The organism is Mycobacterium yunnanensis (genome assembly GCF_025823185.1).
GTDB classification, from domain to species: Bacteria; Actinomycetota; Actinomycetes; order Mycobacteriales; family Mycobacteriaceae; genus Mycobacterium; species Mycobacterium yunnanensis.
The window spans coordinates 446,599-463,049 of record NZ_JACKVK010000001.1; the positions used below are offsets into that span (position 1 = coordinate 446,599).

Here is a 16,451-nt window from a genome sequence, read left to right on the forward strand (position 1 = left end):
TACTGCGAAGTACTAATGAGCGTTTGGATGAAGGAGCACCCCATGAGTTCACGCAGCAAGACGTTCGCAGCCATCGCCGGTGGCGCCATGGTCACCCTCGGCATCGTCGGGGCCACGATCGCGCAGGCCGCCCCGGGGGCCGTCGCCGATTCGGAGATGTCGACGGGCACCACGAGCACCGTCACCACCGCGCCCGGCACGCCGCCAATCCCCATGGCGCAGCCCAGCATCAAGGGTCCGGCGCCGCTGCCGGCCGAGGAGCAGGGTCTGCCTGGCTGATTCAGCCGAAACTACATAGGAAGACCTATGTAGTCGCATGGGACCGATCGTGGTGCGATGGCCCCGGTACCGTGTGGTGCCGGGGCCGTCGCCATGTTCGGACACCCTGGCGGACCTGTGTTCTCAGCGTCCTCGCAGAGTACTTGCAGTCTCCTGGCTCAGTTGGCATCAGCCGCCAAAGTCTGCCATCTGCATAGGCATCGTGATATAAAGCGGTGGTGGAATCGGTGCGATCACGACACGAGCCCGACGGTTCGATCGGCGAGATGATGGATGTTGCCGCCGACCTCACCATCCGCCACCTGGCGGAGCGCGCCGGGCTGAGTGCAAGCGCGGCAATACTTTTGAACCGGCTGGCCCAGGAGGGATCGGCACGCCTCACCACCCTCGCCGGCCTGGAGGGCACCTCGCAGCCGTCGATGACGCAAATGGTCCAGCGGCTGGAACGCCAGGGCCTCGTCGAACGGACCGGTGACCCCGAGGACGGCAGAGCCGCGGTCGTCTCACTCGCCCCCGCTGCTCAGGCCCGGCTGGACGCCCGCACCTCGGCCCGCCGGGGCCGACTCGCCACCCTGATGGACACCCTGACCTCCGAAGAGGAGTTCTCCCTCGAGCTCGCCGCGGGGGTCGCACTGCCGATCCTGCGACGGTTGAGCGAGACCGCCGCCGCGGCGCGAGGGCACGACGCCGACGGCCCACCGTGCGGGGACACCCCCGAGGACGGGACACCGCGATGCGACCAAGGAGTCCGGACATGACCTCACGTCACTCGACGGCACGGCGCGTCACGCTCGTCGCCGCGGCGCTCGGCGCCCTCGCGACGTCTCTGGCGGGGCCGGCGGCCGCCGACGCCACCGACGACTTCCCCATCCCGCACCGGATGATCGTCACCACCTGCGACACCGAGCAGTACATGGCCGCCGCCCGCGACACCAGCCCGGTGTACTTCGAGCGCTACATGATCGACAGGCCTTCGACCGCATCCACTGGTTCTTCTCCCTGGACCCCGTCGCCCGCCGCCAGTACTCCGAGGACACCGCCACCAACGTCTACTACGAGAACGTGGCCACCCACTGGGGCAACTGGGCCAAACTCTTCTTCAACAACAAGGGCGTTGTGGCCAAGGCCACCGACGTCTGCACGAGCTACCCCCGCGGCGACATGTCCATCTGGAACTGGGAAGCCACGCCCTAGAGGGTGCCTCGCCGGGGCGGCAAGCCCATCCCCCTGTGTGGCTCGGGTGAGCGGGACGGGAGAATCGTCTCCACACTCGAAGAGGAGGCTTGAGATGCTGCGCGACTTTCCCGACGTAGTCGTCACCGGGTTCGCGACGACCAACGCGCTGGCCACCGACGCCGAGACGACCTGGACCTCCCTGCTGGACGGTGGCTCCGGCATCCGTCCGCTGGCGGGGGACTTCGTCGGCGAACTCCACCTGCCGGTGAGAATCGGTGGTCAACTCCTCGAGGACTTCGACTCCGAACTGAGCAGGGTGGAGCTGCGTCGGCTGTCCTACCCGCAGAAGATGGCCCTGGTGCTCGGGCGGCGCGCGTGGGCCGACTGCGGTGCGCCCGAGATGGATCCCACCAGGCTCGCGGTGTCGGTGAGCACCGGTTACGGCAACGCCGAGGAGGTCATCCTCGCCTACATCGGGATGCGCGACCGCGGCCTCAAGGCGGTGTCGCCGCTGGCCGTCCAGATGTTCATGCCCAACGGCGCGGCCGCGGCGATCGGCTTGGACCGGGAAGCCCGCGCGGGCGTGTCGGCCCCCATGATGGGTGACGCGTCCGGCGCAGCCGCCATCGCCCAGGCCTGGCAGCAGATCGTATTCGGAGACGCCGACGTCGTGGTCTGCGGTGCCGTGGAGTCGCCGATCGAGGGCGTTCCCATCGCCGCCTACTCCCAGATCGACGGCCTGATGGCCACCGACGACGGCGACCCGGCCGGAGCCTGCCGGCCGTTCGACGCCAACCGCACCGGCATGGTGCTCGGCGAGGGTGGTGCCCTTCTGATCCTGGAAACCGAGGAGCATGCCAAGGCCAGGGGAGCGCGCATCCTCGCACGGCTGATGGGGGCGGCGTCCACCTCCGACGGGTACGACGCGCTGCTGCCAGACCCCAGTGCCGAACAGGAGGCACACGCCCTGACGCGGGCCGTCGAATTGGCCGGCCTCACCCCGGCCGACGTCGACCTCGTCAACGCCCACGCCACGGGCACGGTCGCCGGCGACCTCGTCGAGGCCACCGCGCTGCAGAAGGTGCTCGGTTCTCACCGTCCGCCCGTCTACGCCCCAAAGGCCGCGCTGGGCAACACCTTCGGGGCGGCTGGCGCGATCGAAGCGGTGCTGACGGTGCAGTCCCTGCGCGACGGCGTCGTGCCGGCCACGCTGAACACCACCCAACTCGACGAGCGTGTCGACCTCGACGTCGTCACCGGCGAGCCTCGCCGATCCGACTACCGGTACGCGGTGAGCAACACCTTCGCCTTCGGGGGCCACAACGTGGTGCTGGCCTTCGGCAAGTACTAGCGGTCAGACGCCGACGGCCTGCTCGAGTTCGGCCAGCGAGTTCTCCAGGTGCATCAGCAGGCGCTGCAGATGGGGCACGCTGCGCCGGCACCCGACGAGGCCGAAGTCCAGGTTGTCTGCGTTGTTGGTCATGGTGATGTTGAGCGCCTGCCCGTCAAGGGCGATGGAGAACGGATAGTTTCCGTCGAGTCGAGAGCCATTCCAGTACAACGGCTCCGACGCGCCGGGGACGTTGGAGATGACGATGTTGAACGGTGGCGGGGCCGAGGAGACGAAACCGGGGAGCAGTCCCATCGCGAGTCCCGACATCAGGAAGGCCGACAGGGCCAGCGCCTGGGTCCGCGGCAGGTCGGCGAACACCTTCTTGTTGTCGGTCATGGAGGTGCTGATCGCGTCGAGCCGCTTCGCGGGGTCCACGACGTCGGTGGCAAGGTTGCACAGGATGGTGCCGACCATGTTGCCGCCGGCGTCCTGCTCGTCCTTGGTGCGCAGGCTGACCGGAACCATGGCCACCAGCGGAGAATCGGGCAGCGCGGCGCGTTCGACGAGATAGGCGCGCAGGGCGCCCGCGCACATCGCCAGCACGACGTCGTTGACCGTGACACCCGCGGCGGCCTTGACGGCCTTGATCCGCGACAGCGGCCAGGATTGGGCGGCCACCCGGCGGGCGCCCCCGATCGGCACGTTGAACATCGTCTTGGGCGCGCGGAACGGCAGTGTCAGTTGTTGTTCCAGGAGTGCCGCCCTGGCGATGGAGAGAGTCGACGGGGCAATCGACGCGATCGAGCCGACCGTCCCCGTCAGCGACTGCAGCGTCGAGCGGCCGCCGGAGTCCTTGGCGCGCTGCTTGGGCCCGAGGGTCCACGGGATGCGCATCTCCAGGTCGTCCGGGTCCGACGTCATCGTCCGGATGGTCAGCCGCTGGGCACTGATCCCGTCGAGCAGCGAGTGGTGAATCTTGGTGTAGACCGCGAACCGGCCGTCGCCGAGGCCTTCCACCAGGCTTGCCTCCCACAGCGGCCGGTGTCGGTCGAGCAGCGTGCCGTGCAGACGTGACACCAGCTCGAGCAGATCCCGCACCCGGCCCGGGCGGGGCAGCGCCGAACGTCGCAGGTGGTAGTCGATGTCGACGTCGTCGTCGAACGCCCACGCGAGGTTCGAGATGCCTCCGAGCACCCGGCCGGGATGCTTGCGGAACGTCGGCTGAAAGTCGTCGTTCTTGACGATCGCCTCGTACATGTCGCGGATGTAGTCCGGACCGGCGTCCTCGGGCGGCTCGAACAGTTGCAAGCCCGCGACGTGCATGGGATGTTCCCGGGATTCGCCAAGAAGGAACATCGAGTCCGTCGGCGACATGAGCTTCATGGGTGTGACGGTACCCACACTCCCTGAGATTCACTCACCGGAGGGCCCCGGTCGTCAGCCTTGCGGCAGCCGGACGACCTGGACGAAGAACTCGTCGATCTGCCGGACCGCGTTCATGAACTGGTCCAGGTCGACCGGCTTGGTGACGTAGGCGTTGGCGTGCAGCTTGTAGCTGCGCAGGATGTCCTCCTCGGCGGCCGACGTGGTCAGCACGACCACCGGAATGTGGTTGAGGTCCGGGTCGGACTTGATCTTCTCGAGCAACTGGCGCCCGTCGTACTTCGGCAGGTTCAGGTCGAGCAGGATCAGGTCGGGGGTGGGCGCGTCGGCGTAGGGGCCGCGGCGATACAGGAAGTCCAGCCCCTCCTCGCCGTCGTGTGCCACGTGCAGGTTGTTCTTGATCTTGTTGTGCTCGAAGGCTTCCCGCGTGATGAGCTCGTCACCCGGGTCGTCCTCGACCAGTAGGACGTCGATCGGCCGAGCGGCTGATGTCATGGGGCCGTTCCTTCCAGGGATGGTGCGGGGACCTGCGCCGGGGACGGTACGGGCAGGGTGAAGCGGAACCGGGTCCCCTCGGTGAAGGACGTGTCGATCCAGATTAGGCCGCCGTGGTGTTCGACGATCTTCTTGCACAGCGCCAAGCCGATGCCGGTGCCGCCGTACGTGTCGCGGCCGTGTAGGCGCTGGAAGATGACGAACACCTTCTCGACGAATTCCGGGGCGATGCCGATCCCGTTGTCCGACAGAGTGAACGAGTATTGCGACTCGGACGCGTCGGTTGGGTCCGTCGTGGCCTCCCACTCGATCACGACGTGGGGCGCGACGCCTTCACGGCGGAACTTCATGGCGTTGCCGATCAGGTTCTGCCACAGCATGGTCAACAGGGTGGGATCACCGACGACCCATGGGAGCGGCTCGGCGGGGCGCTCGATGACGGCGCCGGACTCCTCGACCGCCACCGACAGGTTGGCCAGGCCGTCGTCCAATGCGGCGCCGAGGTCCACGTCGGTGCGCGCGGCGTTGAGCCGGCCGACCCGGGAGAAGGTCAGCAGGTCGTTGATCAACACCTGCATCCGCTTGGCACCGTCGACGGCGAAGTCGATGTACTCCACGCCGCGGTCGTCGAGCTTGTCGCGATAGCGCTTCTCGAGCAACTGGCAGAACGAGGTCACCTTGCGCAACGGCTCCTGGAGGTCGTGCGAGGCGACGTAGGCGAACTGCTCGAGCTCGGCGTTGGAGCGGCGCAACTCGACGGTCTGTTCGTCCAGTCGCGCCTCGGCCCGTCTCGACGCGTCGAGTTCGTCGACGATGCGCTGCCGCATGTTCTCGACGTCGACGGCGATGCCGCGAATGTCCTTGGGGCCCTGCGCGACGATGCGCTGACCGAAGTCGCCCCCGGTGATGCGCCGGCACGACGCCGCCAGCGACGACAGCGGCCGGGTGACCGCGGTGTGCATCACCACGGCCAGGGCGGCCACGGTCAGCACCAGGGCGACCACGATCGAGCCGAGAACGGCGTTGCGCCACCAGCGAATTCGGTCCAGGCCGGCGATTCCCTCGGCGCGGGCCTTGGCGAGGTGCGCGTTCTGGGTGTCGAAGAGCGTCCGGATGCGGTCGAACTGGACTTTCCCCCGGTCGGCGACACCGGGGTCCAGCACCACGGGGGCACCGGGTCGGACGCTGGCGATGAGCGGTTCGGCGAACGCCGCGCGCCACGCGTCGGCCGCCTGGTCGACGGCGTCCACGTCGGCAAGCAGTTCGGAGCGACCGCCCGAGTGCTCCCGGATCTGTTGCGCCGCCGCTGCCTGCGCCTGCTGCCCGGCGTAGTACGGGGTCAGGAATTGGGGATCGGCGGAGATGGCATAGCCCCGGGCGGCGGTCTCCTGGTCGCGCAGCGCCGCCTGCAGTTGGTAGGCGGCCGAGCGCGACGGCTGGACCTCGTCGATCAGCTGGTGGGCGACCTCGTCGTAGCGGTTCAACAGCAGACCGCCCGCGATCCCGGCACCGAGGATCAGCACGCCCATGATGGTCAACACCAGTGTCTGCCAACCCTGCACGGTCAGCGGAGAGTTCCGGCGAGCGGTCTCGTCGGGCGAGGGCGTGATCACGACGTCCGTTCCACCCGCACGATGGCGATGTCGTCGGACAGGCCGCCGTGCAGCGCGGCCTTCTCCTCGGCGCCCGCGATGAGCGCGTCGACGAACGCCGAGCCGGTCAGGGTCGCCTTGGACCGGGCCAATTCCAGCAGACCGTCCTCCCCGAGGCGTTCGTTGCCGGTGCCCGAATGGCCCTCGAACAGCCCGTCGGTCAACAACAACACGCCGTGTCCGGCCGGCAACTCGAGCTCTGAGACCGGCCACCGGGAGGCACCGAGGCCCAGGGCAGGTCCGGCGGCCGGTTCGAGCCACTCGACGCCGCCGGGACCGTGCAGCAGCATGCCGGGGTGCCCGGCCCGTACCGCGGTGAAGCTGCGGTCCTCCGCCGAGAACGCCAGGCTTAGCACGGTCGCGAAGATGCGGGAGCCGGGGCTCTCGGCGCGCAGGATCCGTTCCAGCTGGCGCATGCGTTCGTTGCCGCGCAGGCCGGCGAACGTCAACGCGCGCCAGCCAATTCGCAGCGCGACGCCTAGGGCGGCCTCGTCGGGGCCGTGGCCCGCCACGTCGCCGACCAAGACGTGCACGGTGCGATCGGGGGTTTGCACGAAGTCGTAGAAGTCGCCACCGAGGAGCGCGTTCGCCCGGCTGGGGCGGTACGTCGCCACGATGTCCACGCCGGGATCGTCGAGCAACAGGGGTGACGGCAGAAGCCCGCGTTCGAGCCGAGAGTTCTCCTGAGCTCGGAGCTGGCTGTCGCGAAGATCTGCCGCCGTGATCTCGGCGCGCTTGCGCTCGATCGCGTACGACAGTGCCCGCCGGAGCATCTCGGCGTCGACCCGACCCTTGACGAGGTAGTCCTGCGCACCGGAGGCCAGTGCCGAGACGCCGAAGTGCTCGTCGTTCAAGCCTGTGAGCACGACGATCGGGATGGTGGGAGCGCACTTGGTGACGCGGTCGAGCGCGGCGATGCCGTTCGCGTCGGGCAAGTTGAGGTCGAGCAGGACGCAGTCCGGGCGCAGGGTGGCCAACTCGACCTCGGCGTCGGCCATCGACCGTGCCCAGTCGAGCCGGACGTCGAGGTCGACGTCGACGACCAGCTCCTCGACCAGCAGGGCGTCCCCGCGGTCGTCCTCCACCAGCAGCACCGACAGGGGGCCGCCGTGTCCCCTCGTGCCGGCACCGGCTGTCTGATCGAGGTCGTGTGGAGCCCCCACCGGCAACCACATCCTTCGAACGTCGCAATACGAAGCTGCCGCTGCTTGACAGTCGTCTGACAGTACAGTCGCGAACCCGCGCGACTAGGCCCCTAGGGCGGAAACCGCCTCGTCGGCGCTGGCGTAGAGCGCCAGGAACTCGTCGAGCTTGGTCAGCTGGATGGGGCGTGCCGTCGCGGGGCCGCTGGCCACCACCGCGAACTTGCCGGTCCCGCCCGCCCTTTCGTGTGTCTCGGCGAGTATTCGCAACCCCACCGACGCGAGGAACGTCACCGCGGTCAGGTCGACGACCAGGGGGTTCACCCGTTCTTCCAGCAGCTCGGTCAGGAGTTCCTCCAGTTGCGGGGAAGTCGCCAGATCCACCACACCGCCCACCGTGACCACGGTGGCCCCGCTCCGCCGCTCGACCGAAATCGAGAGCTCATCGGCTGCCGGCAACGGCCATCCTCCCTACTGACGTTGGTTCGCCGCCACGGCGACGAGACACGGGCAGTCTAGTGTCCGCGCACGCGCATCCGAACGGCATTCCGGGTGCGGCGCGAGCGTCACCCCCAAGGCTAATGTCAAGATCGGTGGGCCGCCGTACCGGATCCGGCGGATGACCGACACCCGTGCACGTCTAGACGAGGAGCAGACCCGTGCCCACGGTGGCGATTGCGAATCGCATTTTGCGGGAACACACGCGCGTGACGGACGACGCCGGGGCATCACCTGCCAGTGCCGGAGTCACGACCCGATGAGCCACCAAGATTTCGGTCCCTCCTACGCCGCCGCCCTGCGGCGACATCTCGAATCCGGCGGTGAGGAGAGTCTGCTCGTCGGCCGTGATCTCGGGCGCACGGCGCTGCAGGACCGACTCAGCGTGACCGACATCGTCGAGTGCCACTTCCAGCTCTCCGAGGACCTCCCGGCGGCGGCGCGGCCGGCCGCCCTGCGGTTCCTGCAGCAGACCCTGGCTGCGGTCGACGCCGCCTCCCGTGGATACGTCGACGGCGCCGAGAGATACGAGCAGCAACGCGCGCGGGTCGACGACCTCGAACTTCGCAACGCGTTCCGAACGGCGTTGGTGAACTCTCTGCAGGAGGGTTTCTTCGTCGTCGACCGCTCGGGCACCATCGTCGAGATCAACGACGCGTTCGCCGCGATCACCGGTTGTGGACACGACGGCTTGCCGTACCGGTGGCCCTACCCGTGGCTGGTCGACCAGAAGGAGGCAGGCGACCGCCTGGCGCAACTGGTCGAACGGGGCAGCATCGCCGCGCAGACCCCGATCCGCCACCGGGACGGGCGCGTCTCGTGGGCAGAGGTGAGCATCAATTCGGTCACCGCCGACGTCGCCGAGCAGGACGCGTACGTCGGAACGATCCGGGACGTGACGGCGGCGCGTGCCAGCGCCGCGCGGGAGCGGGCCGTGGTTCGACTCGCGACCGCCGTCGGCATCGCCACCAGCGTGGCCGAGGTGCTCGACATCGTGCTGGAGGAACTCCGCGCCGTCGTCGACCTCACCCGGGTGGTCGCGGTGATGTGGACGAGGTCGGGCGCCGACCCCGAGGTACAGGTCGCCGGGTCGGCGGACGCGATCGCGTGGGGCGACCTCGACCCCTTCCTCGCGGAGCGGTTCACCGAGGCTCGGGATTGGCCGCCGCTGTCGGTCCAGGCCATCGGGACGGCCGGACCGTCGGGTCCGTGGCTGGGCATCATGGCCGTCCTGTCCGGCGTCACGCCGACCGCGCTGTGGCTGGAGCTCGCCGAAGCTCGGATGATCGGCGACGACGATCGGCTGCTCGTCACCACACTCGTAGGGCATTTGAGCCTGGCCGTTCAGCACGTCCGCCAGTTCGAGATCGCCAGGGAGGCGTCGCACACGCTGCAGCGGACGATGATGCCGACGACGAAGCCGCCCGTCGGGTTCGCCGTCCGCTACGAGCCCGCCGCCTCTCCGTTGGAGATCGGCGGGGACTGGTACGACGTACTCGCGGTCGGCGACCATCACGTCGGAATCGTCGTCGGCGACTGCGTCGGCAGCGGCCTGTCGGCGGCGGCGGTGATGGGACAGCTGCGTAGCTCGGCCCGCGTTCTGCTGGTCAACGGGGTCAGCCCGGGGCGGCTGCTCGACGAGCTGGATTCCGCGGCCGCCGTGATCGCCGGCGCATACTGCACCACCGTCTTCGTCGGGCTCGTCGACGCCGACACCGGGCACATGTCCTACAGCAGCGCGGGCCACATTCCGGCGCTGCTCGCCGCCCCCGGTGAGCCGGCGCAGAGCCTGACGGGCGCCACGTCGGTGCCGCTGGCGGTGCAGAAGTCGGGTCCGCGGCCGGAGGCGTCGTCGTTCCTGCCGCCCGGGTCGACGTTGATGCTCTACACCGACGGCCTGGTGGAACGCCGGGACGAGTTGGTCGACGACGGCATCGAACGCGCGGGCCAGGTGCTGGCCGAGACGATCGAATCGACGGCCGACGTCGTCGCCGACGCCGTGCTGTCACGGCTGATGCCCGCCGACGGCTTCGACGACGACGTCGCGATCGTGGTCTACCGCCGACCGCCGGCGCCGCTGAAGATCGACGTACTCGCCACCCCCGATCAGCTCAGCGACATCCGGCATCAGATCGCCGCCTGGTTGCGGGCCACCGGCATTCCCGACGACCTGGGCGGGGACATCGTGCTGGTGGTCAACGAGGCGTGCACCAACAGCATCGAACACGCCTACCGCGAAATGGCACCGGGACGCATGGTGGTGTGTGCCGAGGCCAAGGGTCGCGGCATCTCGATTCGCATCGACGACTTCGGGTCGTGGAAGCTGCCCGACGCCAACCCGCGTACCCGAGGGCGCGGGGTGCCGCTGATGCGCGCGGTCAGCGGTGACGTCACCCTCGACGGCACGCCCACCGGCACCGTCGTGACGTTGAACTTCGAACTGTCCTAAGTCGTGACGCTCAGCGCCAGTGCGGCGGCGTCGTCGTCGACCCCGGGCCCCAGGTCCTCGATGAGGGAGCGCATGGCCGCCACGATCCCCCTGGCGTCGGTGGGGGAGTGGGCCTTGGCGAAGCGCAGCAGTTCACCGTCGTCGTCGTAGCGTGATCCTGGCCCGGTGCGGGCTTCGGTGTAACCGTCGGAGTAGGCAACCAGGGTGTCGCCAGGTGCCATGGTGATCCGGTGGGCGGAGAACCTCGGCTCGGCGAAGAGGCCGACGGCCTGGCCTCCGGTGGCCACGTAGTCGGCGGTGCCATCAGCTCGTAGGAGCAGAGGTGGGGGATGGCCGCCGGTGGCGATCGAGACGTCGAAACCGTCTGCGGCCCTGGTGATCACACCGAACAGCACCGTGCAGAACCAGCCCCGGCCGCCATGGGCGTCCTGCTTGAGGACGCGGTCGAGGGTGTGCAGCACCCCGACCGGGTGGTCGTCGCCGACGGCGGCGGCCCGCAGCGTGTAACGGGTCAACGACGTCAACGTCGCTGCGCCGACGCCCTTTCCGCACACGTCGCCCAGGAAGAAGCCGTACTTCTCCTGCGACAGCGGGAACAGGTCGTAGAAGTCGCCGCCGACGTCGCCGGCCGACGGGCTGTGGTAATGGGCGTCGACCTGTAGGCCCGGTGGCGGTGAGAAGGACGGTGGAACGAGCGAAAGCTGAAGCGTCTGAGCCAAACTCACGGCGCGGGTACGTTCCTCCTCGGCCCGCCTGCGTTCGGCCAGCAGTTCGCGCTCATAGGAGCGACGGTCGGTGGCGTCGTCGGCGACGATGCGGACCAGCAGGGGGCGTCCCTCGGCGTCGGACTTGACGTTGGCGGTCAACATGACGGGCAGCCGCCGGCCGTCGGAGGCGACGATGTCGACTGCGACGCCGTTGAGGGACCCCGACGCCAGCAGCATGGGGGCGAAGTGAGTTTCGTAGTGGATGCGACCGCCCGCGGTGAGCAACTGCGCGAACGGGGTGCCGATCAGCGTGTCGCGCTCGCGTCCGAGCCAGAACGCGATGGTGTCGTTGACGGCCTGGATCTGCCCGTCGGGTGTGGTGATGACGTACCCGCACGGCGCGTTGTCGAAGGCGTCGCGCAGGTCGGCGCTCGCCGTCATCCCGGGGCCGCGAAGCTGGCGATGGCCGCGGCGGTCTGGTCGGGTGCGCTCATCTGGGGGCAGTGCCCGGTGGAGTCGATGGTGACGAGGTCGCTGCCCGCGATGTGCTCGTGGGTGTAGGCGCCGACCGATCGCGGAGCCAGGGTGTCGTGCAGGCACTCGATCACTCGGGTCGCGATCCGCACTCGCGGCAGATCGGCACGGTTGTCGGACAGGAACGTCGTCCGCGCGAAGACACGGGCCTTGGCGGGATCGTTGCGGCAGAACGACTCGGTGAGCTCGTCCTCGAGCTGGGGACGATCCGGGGTGCCCATGACCCGGGGCGCCATGGCCCGCGACCAGCCCAGGTAGTTGCTCTCCATCGACTCGAGCAACTCCTCGACGTCCTCCCGGGTGAATCCGCCGACGTAGTCGTCGTGGTCGAGGTAGCACGGCGACGGTGTCAGCAGGACGAGCTTGGCGAAGCGGCGGGGATCCTTCGCCACGGCGAGCACGCCCATCATGGCCGCCACGGAATGGCCGACGAAGACGACGTCGGTGAGGTCGAGTCGTTCGACCAGCTCCAGGATGTCGTCGGCGTAGCCCTGCAGTGACGAATACCGTTCGGGGTCCCACGCCTGCGGGTCGGACAGTCCCGATCCCACGTGGTCGAACAGGACGAGCCGAAATTGGTCTTGCAGGCGGGCGGCCACCAGGCGCCACAAATTCTGATCGCAGCCAAATCCGTGGGCCAGCAGCACCGTCGGCCCGGATTCGAGACCGGCGAAGGTCACGTTGTTCCTGGCACCCACGTCCACGCGGCCATCATTCCATGGCCGGTCCGCGTAGATTCTCAGGTTGACGTCCATCGTCGCGACCGTGCTTGACGGCGCACGAGGGTGGGTACTGACGGCTCATGGCAAACGACGATCTGTCCAAGGGCGACCACGTCGAGTGGAAGAGTCACGGTGGTACCGCCGAGGGCACGGTGGAGAAGAAGATCACCAGCGACACCAAGGCGGCGAAGCGGACGGTGCGGGCGTCCGAGGACGATCCGCAGTATCTGGTGCGCAGCGACAAGAGCGGTGGGGAGGCCGTGCACCGTCCCGACGCGCTCGAGAAGACGGACTGAGGGACGGCGGTGCGACTCCGGCGCAGCGTCCTTGCCGGACCCGGGTTCACCCGGGTTCGGCGCGGCAAGGGGTTTTCCTACCTCGACGCCGAGGGTGGACCGCTGACCGACGACCGGCACCTCGAGCGCATCAAGGCACTGGTGATCCCGCCCGCGTGGAAGAAGGTGTGGATCAGTCCGTACCCCAATGGCCACATTCAGGCCGTCGGCACCGACGCGGCGGGCCGTCGCCAGTACCAGTATCACGATGCGTGGCAGGAAGAGCGGGCCGAGGCGAAGTTCGACCGGGTGCTCGAGATGTCCAAGCGCCTCCCCGGCTGGCGGGCACAGATCGCCGACGATCTGGGGGGCCGCGGTTTCACCCGGCAGCGGGTACTGGCGCTGGCCCTGCACCTGATCGACCTCGGGTACTTCCGCGCCGGAGGTGAACAGTATGCCGACGAGAACGACTCCCACGGCATGGCGACTCTGCTGTGCGAGCACGTCAGCGTCGCCAAGGGCGTGGTGTCGTTCGACTTTCCCGCCAAGAGCGGCGTTCGTCGCAGTCTGGAGATCGACGACCCCGCGGTCGTGAAGTCGGTGCGCTCGCTGTTGCGCCGCGAATGCCCGAGCGATCGATTCCTGGTCGTCCGCGGCGACGACGGCTGGAAGGACGTGCACGCCGATGACCTCAACACCCGCTTCAAGGAGCTTCTCGGCGCGGACTACAGCGTGAAGGATCTCCGCACGTGGCACGAAACGGTCCTGGCGGCAACGGCTTTCGTCGACGCCGATCCGCCGGTGTCGAAGAAGGTCGTCAAACGGGTGGAATCGGCGGTGATGAAGGAGGTGTCCCAGGGGCTGGGCAACACCCCCGCGGTGGCGCGCTCGTCCTACGTCGACCCCCGGGTGGTCCAGGGTTACGAGCAGGGACTGACCATCGCGGCCGCCGCCAAGCGCGCCGACCGCATCGACGATCCCGCCGAGAAGCAAGCCGTCGTCGAACGCGCCACCCGGACCCTCATCCAGCGAGTGGGCAAGTCCTGACGCCTCACCAACCGTCGGACGAGCGGGCTGCCAAGTGTCCGATCGGCGAGTCCTCCAGGTGATCGGCGAGGTCGCGCGGATTGCGGTAGACCGCTACCGCCCCTTCGCTCTGTAGCCGCAGCACGTCGACGCCGCCACTCTCCACACCGATGCACTCGACCCCCGCCCTGGCCGCCGCCTGAACGTCCCAGACGGAGTCGCCGACGAAGACCGCCTGACGGGCGTCGACGCCCGCCCGTCGCAGCGCGACCTCGACGATGTCGGGCTGCGGCTTGGCGGTCTCGACGTCCTCCGACGACGTGACGGCAGAGACGATCTCGTCCTGGTCGAGCACCTTGCGCAACAGCTCGAGTTCATCCTCGGGCGCCGACGTGGCCAACACGACCTGTAGCCCGGTGGCGTTGACCAGGTCCAGCAGGCGCCTGGTGCCGGGGAGCGGCTTCAGCAAGCGGGCGGTCTCGAGGTAGAAGCGGGAGTGCAAGTCCTTGGCGCGTTCCTTGACCTCGTCGTCGGAGTCCGGCGCCAACTCCTTCAGAAGAGACGAGCCGTCCATCCCGATGCCTCGATGGATGCGCCAGGACTCCACGTCGACGTCGACCTCGTCGAAGGCCCGTTGCCACGCGTGCACGTGGAGGTAGTTGGAGTCGACCAGGGTGCCGTCGATGTCGAACAAGACTGCGGGTGTGGGCATGCTCGCAGGGGTTCCCCCGCCGAGTCGGGTGAAACGGTGTTTCACCCGTGGGGTGCTCGGGAACGCAGCCCCGGGGGAGTTCAGCCGCCGTCGCGCCGCCGACGACGTTGGCCGCGGCACCAAGACCACACACGTGAAGGGACGATGAATCACGGGGCAGTGGGCCGGAAATGACTCGGCCGCAGGGGGTTCCGCGCATCCGTGACGATCGCTGATGACTATTTCTCACAACGCATTCGAATTCGTAACTGCCTGGGACGGTCTGTGGACGTCCAGCTTCGGGCGATGGATCGCCACCAAGGGTTTGCACATCGTGCTGGTGATCGTCGCCACGATGATCGCCACCAGGGTCATTCGTCACGTCGCAGGCCGGATCAGCAGGCGGCTCGCCCAAAGTGACGACTCCGACGCCACCGTGCAGTCCGAGGCCGTCAAACACCGCCAGGCCCTGGCGTCGGTGATCTCCTCGGTGGCCATTGCGGTGCTCTACGTCGTCGTCTCGGTCGACGTCGTCAACACTCTGGGGCTGCCCATTGGATCGCTGGTGGCGCCCGCCGCGGTGCTCGGTGCGGCACTGGGCTTCGGCGCGCAGCGCATCGTCCAGGACTTGCTCAGTGGATTCTTCATCATCACCGAGAAGCAGTACGGCTTCGGCGATCTCGTTCAGCTGACGATCGGGGCCAGCAACGAGGCGGTCGGTACGGTCGAGGACGTCACCCTACGTGTCACCAAGTTGCGCACCAGCGACGGTGAGATGTTCACCGTGCCCAACGGCCAGATCGTCAAGTCGCTCAACCTCTCCAAGGACTGGGCGCGCGCGGTGGTCGACATACCGGTCCCCGCGTCGGCGGACCTCAACCGGGTCAACGAGGTGCTCAAGGGCGTTTCGGAGAAGGCGATGAACGACGACGTGCTGCCGAGCCTGCTGCTGGACCCGCCCTCGCTCATGGGTGTGGAGAGCATCGGCGTCGACGAAGTCAAGCTGAGGATGGTGGCACGCACCTTGCCGGGCAAGCAGTTCGACGCCGGGCGGCGACTACGGCAACTGGTGGTGGCCGACCTGCGTCGTGAGGGCATCGACAGCCGCACGTCGACGACGGTCGACGCTGCCTGAGGGCAGCTCAGAAGGTCGTCACGAGCACGATGGTGGCGGCGACGACGACCGCCCACGCGATCACCGGTACGACAACGCCGTACCGGTGACGCGCGGTGAGGAAGGACAGGCCCACGGCGGCGGCGGCCACCGCCGGCGTCCCGTATTCGATCAAGCCGAACACGGTTTCATTGGGGCCGAATTCAGTGCACGTTCCGCTGCTGCATCCCGCCGTGCCGAGTACCTGTACATAGGAGTAGACGACGACGGCCAACGCGGCGGGCGCGCTGAGGATGGCCAGGATCCAGTTGACCGCCGTGCGCGTCCCGTCATTCGTCCGGGTGCTCACGGGAGTCAACCTTGAGCGCGCGCCTCGGCACCGGTCTCGCCGGCGTCGAAGTCGTCGTCGGAGGCCTGTTCGCCGACGTAGTTACCGCCCCCGTCGCGGTCGGCACGCGACGCCGCGACGTGGGAGTCGTCGTCGACGTCGGATTCGCTGCTCGACCGGTTCTCGGGGTCGTCTGTGTGGTGTCGTTCGGACATCCTCGTACCTCCTGGGTGCGCCGAAGGGATACCCCGATCGACGTCGCCCACACCCCGTGACGTTTCGCGGCGTTCGCGGGAGGGCACATGCAAGTGGACCAAGGCGGTCCGCGGCACACTTCGCAGGAGGACGTTCACTTGATGCGCATGAAGGCGATGACGGGCATGGCGACGGCGGGCTTGGCGCTCGGGGTGCTGCTGAGCGGCTGTGGCGCGAAGGTCGAAGGCGGCGACACGTCGTGCAAGGACTACCTCAAGGCCAACGACGGCGACCAGCAGACTGCCGTGTCGAAGATGCTCAAGGACGAGAAGGGCACCGACGCAGCGCAACTCGAGATCACCGGCACCAAGCTGTCGGTGCAGACCTTCTGCCAGACGGCGGGCAAGGAAGACAGCAAGATCAAGGAAGCTCCGCACCTCTAGGGGGGTGGA

General features: G+C 68.3%; 18 protein-coding genes and 1 pseudogene. 9 read left to right on the forward strand and 10 right to left on the reverse strand.

Annotated features, from left to right (window positions below; genetic code table 11):
- The first annotated feature begins 42 nt into the window (after nucleotides 1-42).
- The 4 genes and pseudogenes from H7K45_RS02295 (at nucleotide 43) to H7K45_RS02310 (ending at nucleotide 2,806) form a co-directional block, all read left to right on the forward strand.
- Complete coding sequence (locus tag H7K45_RS02295) at nucleotides 43-279, forward strand: hypothetical protein (protein WP_263994114.1); 237 nt, start codon at nucleotides 43-45, stop codon at nucleotides 277-279.
- A 227-nt stretch (nucleotides 280-506) separates the two neighbouring features.
- Complete coding sequence (locus H7K45_RS02300) at nucleotides 507-1,037, forward strand: MarR family winged helix-turn-helix transcriptional regulator (RefSeq protein ID WP_263994115.1); 531 nt, start codon at nucleotides 507-509, stop codon at nucleotides 1,035-1,037.
- A pseudogene (locus H7K45_RS02305) lies at nucleotides 1,034-1,473 on the forward strand (DUF5078 domain-containing protein). The gene H7K45_RS02300 and the pseudogene H7K45_RS02305 overlap by 4 nt, the downstream one beginning before the upstream one ends.
- 94 nt (nucleotides 1,474-1,567) lie before the next feature.
- A complete protein-coding gene (locus H7K45_RS02310) occupies nucleotides 1,568-2,806 on the forward strand; it encodes a KasA/KasB family beta-ketoacyl-ACP synthase (protein WP_263994116.1) in 1,239 nt (412 codons plus the stop codon).
- Between the two features lie 3 nt (nucleotides 2,807-2,809).
- Here the strand turns inward: H7K45_RS02310 and H7K45_RS02315 are convergent, their stop codons facing one another.
- From H7K45_RS02315 to H7K45_RS02335, 5 genes are all read right to left on the reverse strand, one after another.
- A complete protein-coding gene (locus H7K45_RS02315) occupies nucleotides 2,810-4,171 on the reverse strand; it encodes a WS/DGAT/MGAT family O-acyltransferase (RefSeq protein ID WP_263994117.1) in 1,362 nt (453 codons plus the stop codon).
- A 54-nt stretch (nucleotides 4,172-4,225) separates the two neighbouring features.
- Nucleotides 4,226-4,666: a response regulator gene (locus tag H7K45_RS02320; protein WP_263994118.1), complete on the reverse strand. Its 441-nt coding sequence runs from the start codon at nucleotides 4,664-4,666 to the stop codon at nucleotides 4,226-4,228.
- Nucleotides 4,663-6,195: a sensor histidine kinase gene (locus H7K45_RS02325; RefSeq protein WP_263994249.1), complete on the reverse strand. Its 1,533-nt coding sequence runs from the start codon at nucleotides 6,193-6,195 to the stop codon at nucleotides 4,663-4,665. The genes H7K45_RS02320 and H7K45_RS02325 overlap by 4 nt, the downstream gene beginning before the upstream one ends.
- Before the next feature lie 80 nt (nucleotides 6,196-6,275).
- Entirely contained in the window at nucleotides 6,276-7,481 is a 1,206-nt protein-coding gene (locus H7K45_RS02330) for a PP2C family protein-serine/threonine phosphatase (RefSeq protein WP_372512487.1), read from the reverse strand.
- Nucleotides 7,482-7,565: 84 nt separating this feature from the next.
- On the reverse strand, nucleotides 7,566-7,919 hold the full coding sequence (locus tag H7K45_RS02335) for an STAS domain-containing protein (protein WP_263994119.1): 354 nt from the start codon (nucleotides 7,917-7,919) through the stop codon (nucleotides 7,566-7,568).
- A gap of 298 nt (nucleotides 7,920-8,217) precedes the next feature.
- On the opposite strand from H7K45_RS02335, the gene H7K45_RS02340 reads away from it, so the two are divergent.
- Nucleotides 8,218-10,407: a SpoIIE family protein phosphatase gene (locus tag H7K45_RS02340; RefSeq protein WP_263994120.1), complete on the forward strand. Its 2,190-nt coding sequence runs from the start codon at nucleotides 8,218-8,220 to the stop codon at nucleotides 10,405-10,407.
- Here H7K45_RS02340 and H7K45_RS02345 read toward each other — a convergent pair.
- Together H7K45_RS02345 and H7K45_RS02350 are read right to left on the reverse strand one after the other, a co-directional pair.
- Nucleotides 10,404-11,555 carry a PP2C family protein-serine/threonine phosphatase gene (locus H7K45_RS02345; protein ID WP_263994121.1) on the reverse strand — a complete coding sequence of 384 codons (1,152 nt, stop codon included), beginning with the start codon at nucleotides 11,553-11,555 and terminating at the stop codon, nucleotides 10,404-10,406. The two genes, H7K45_RS02340 and H7K45_RS02345, sit on opposite strands and share 4 nt — an antisense overlap.
- A complete protein-coding gene (locus H7K45_RS02350; protein ID WP_372512491.1) occupies nucleotides 11,552-12,352 on the reverse strand; it encodes an alpha/beta fold hydrolase in 801 nt (266 codons plus the stop codon). Before H7K45_RS02350 ends, H7K45_RS02345 begins: the two co-directional genes overlap by 4 nt.
- 98 nt (nucleotides 12,353-12,450) lie before the next feature.
- Between H7K45_RS02350 and H7K45_RS02355 the strand changes: the two genes are divergently transcribed.
- The gene (locus H7K45_RS02355) at nucleotides 12,451-12,666 is read left to right on the forward strand and encodes a hypervirulence associated TUDOR domain-containing protein (RefSeq protein ID WP_263994123.1); all 216 of its coding nucleotides are present in this window, start codon (nucleotides 12,451-12,453) and stop codon (nucleotides 12,664-12,666) included.
- A 9-nt stretch (nucleotides 12,667-12,675) separates the two neighbouring features.
- Nucleotides 12,676-13,692: a DNA topoisomerase IB gene (locus H7K45_RS02360; protein WP_263994124.1), complete on the forward strand. Its 1,017-nt coding sequence runs from the start codon at nucleotides 12,676-12,678 to the stop codon at nucleotides 13,690-13,692.
- 4 nt (nucleotides 13,693-13,696) lie between these two features.
- Here the strand turns inward: H7K45_RS02360 and H7K45_RS02365 are convergent, their stop codons facing one another.
- Nucleotides 13,697-14,383, reverse strand: coding sequence for an HAD family hydrolase (locus H7K45_RS02365; RefSeq protein WP_263994125.1), 687 nt, complete (start codon nucleotides 14,381-14,383; stop codon nucleotides 13,697-13,699).
- 214 nt (nucleotides 14,384-14,597) lie between these two features.
- On the opposite strand from H7K45_RS02365, the gene H7K45_RS02370 reads away from it, so the two are divergent.
- Nucleotides 14,598-15,497 carry a mechanosensitive ion channel family protein gene (locus H7K45_RS02370; RefSeq protein WP_263994126.1) on the forward strand — a complete coding sequence of 300 codons (900 nt, stop codon included), beginning with the start codon at nucleotides 14,598-14,600 and terminating at the stop codon, nucleotides 15,495-15,497.
- Between the two features lie 7 nt (nucleotides 15,498-15,504).
- Here the strand turns inward: H7K45_RS02370 and H7K45_RS02375 are convergent, their stop codons facing one another.
- Together H7K45_RS02375 and H7K45_RS02380 are read right to left on the reverse strand one after the other, a co-directional pair.
- Nucleotides 15,505-15,825, reverse strand: a complete 321-nt coding sequence (locus H7K45_RS02375; RefSeq protein ID WP_263994127.1) for a hypothetical protein — start codon at nucleotides 15,823-15,825, stop codon at nucleotides 15,505-15,507.
- Nucleotides 15,826-15,830: 5 nt separating this feature from the next.
- Nucleotides 15,831-16,019 carry a hypothetical protein gene (locus H7K45_RS02380; protein WP_263994128.1) on the reverse strand — a complete coding sequence of 63 codons (189 nt, stop codon included), beginning with the start codon at nucleotides 16,017-16,019 and terminating at the stop codon, nucleotides 15,831-15,833.
- 147 nt (nucleotides 16,020-16,166) lie between these two features.
- Between H7K45_RS02380 and H7K45_RS02385 the strand changes: the two genes are divergently transcribed.
- Nucleotides 16,167-16,442, forward strand: coding sequence for a hypothetical protein (locus tag H7K45_RS02385; RefSeq protein WP_263994129.1), 276 nt, complete (start codon nucleotides 16,167-16,169; stop codon nucleotides 16,440-16,442).
- Nucleotides 16,443-16,451: the final 9 nt, after the last annotated feature.

Bases quoted from the DNA above. Each gene is read 5' to 3' on its own strand.
- H7K45_RS02340 (WP_263994120.1), top strand. From the start codon at position 8,218: ATGAGCCACCAAGATTTCGGTCCCTCCTACGCCGCCGCCCTGCGGCGA.
- H7K45_RS02310 (WP_263994116.1), top strand. From the start codon at position 1,568: ATGCTGCGCGACTTTCCCGACGTAGTCGTCACCGGGTTCGCGACGACC.
- H7K45_RS02345 (WP_263994121.1), bottom strand. From the start codon at position 11,555: ATGACGGCGAGCGCCGACCTGCGCGACGCCTTCGACAACGCGCCGTGC.
- H7K45_RS02380 (WP_263994128.1), bottom strand. From the start codon at position 16,019: ATGTCCGAACGACACCACACAGACGACCCCGAGAACCGGTCGAGCAGC.
- H7K45_RS02315 (WP_263994117.1), bottom strand. From the start codon at position 4,171: ATGAAGCTCATGTCGCCGACGGACTCGATGTTCCTTCTTGGCGAATCC.
- H7K45_RS02365 (WP_263994125.1), bottom strand. From the start codon at position 14,383: ATGCCCACACCCGCAGTCTTGTTCGACATCGACGGCACCCTGGTCGAC.
- H7K45_RS02370 (WP_263994126.1), top strand. From the start codon at position 14,598: ATGACTATTTCTCACAACGCATTCGAATTCGTAACTGCCTGGGACGGT.
- H7K45_RS02295 (WP_263994114.1), top strand. From the start codon at position 43: ATGAGTTCACGCAGCAAGACGTTCGCAGCCATCGCCGGTGGCGCCATG.
- H7K45_RS02355 (WP_263994123.1), top strand. From the start codon at position 12,451: ATGGCAAACGACGATCTGTCCAAGGGCGACCACGTCGAGTGGAAGAGT.
- H7K45_RS02385 (WP_263994129.1), top strand. From the start codon at position 16,167: ATGAAGGCGATGACGGGCATGGCGACGGCGGGCTTGGCGCTCGGGGTG.
- H7K45_RS02320 (WP_263994118.1), bottom strand. From the start codon at position 4,666: ATGACATCAGCCGCTCGGCCGATCGACGTCCTACTGGTCGAGGACGAC.
- H7K45_RS02325 (WP_263994249.1), bottom strand. From the start codon at position 6,195: ATGGGCGTGCTGATCCTCGGTGCCGGGATCGCGGGCGGTCTGCTGTTG.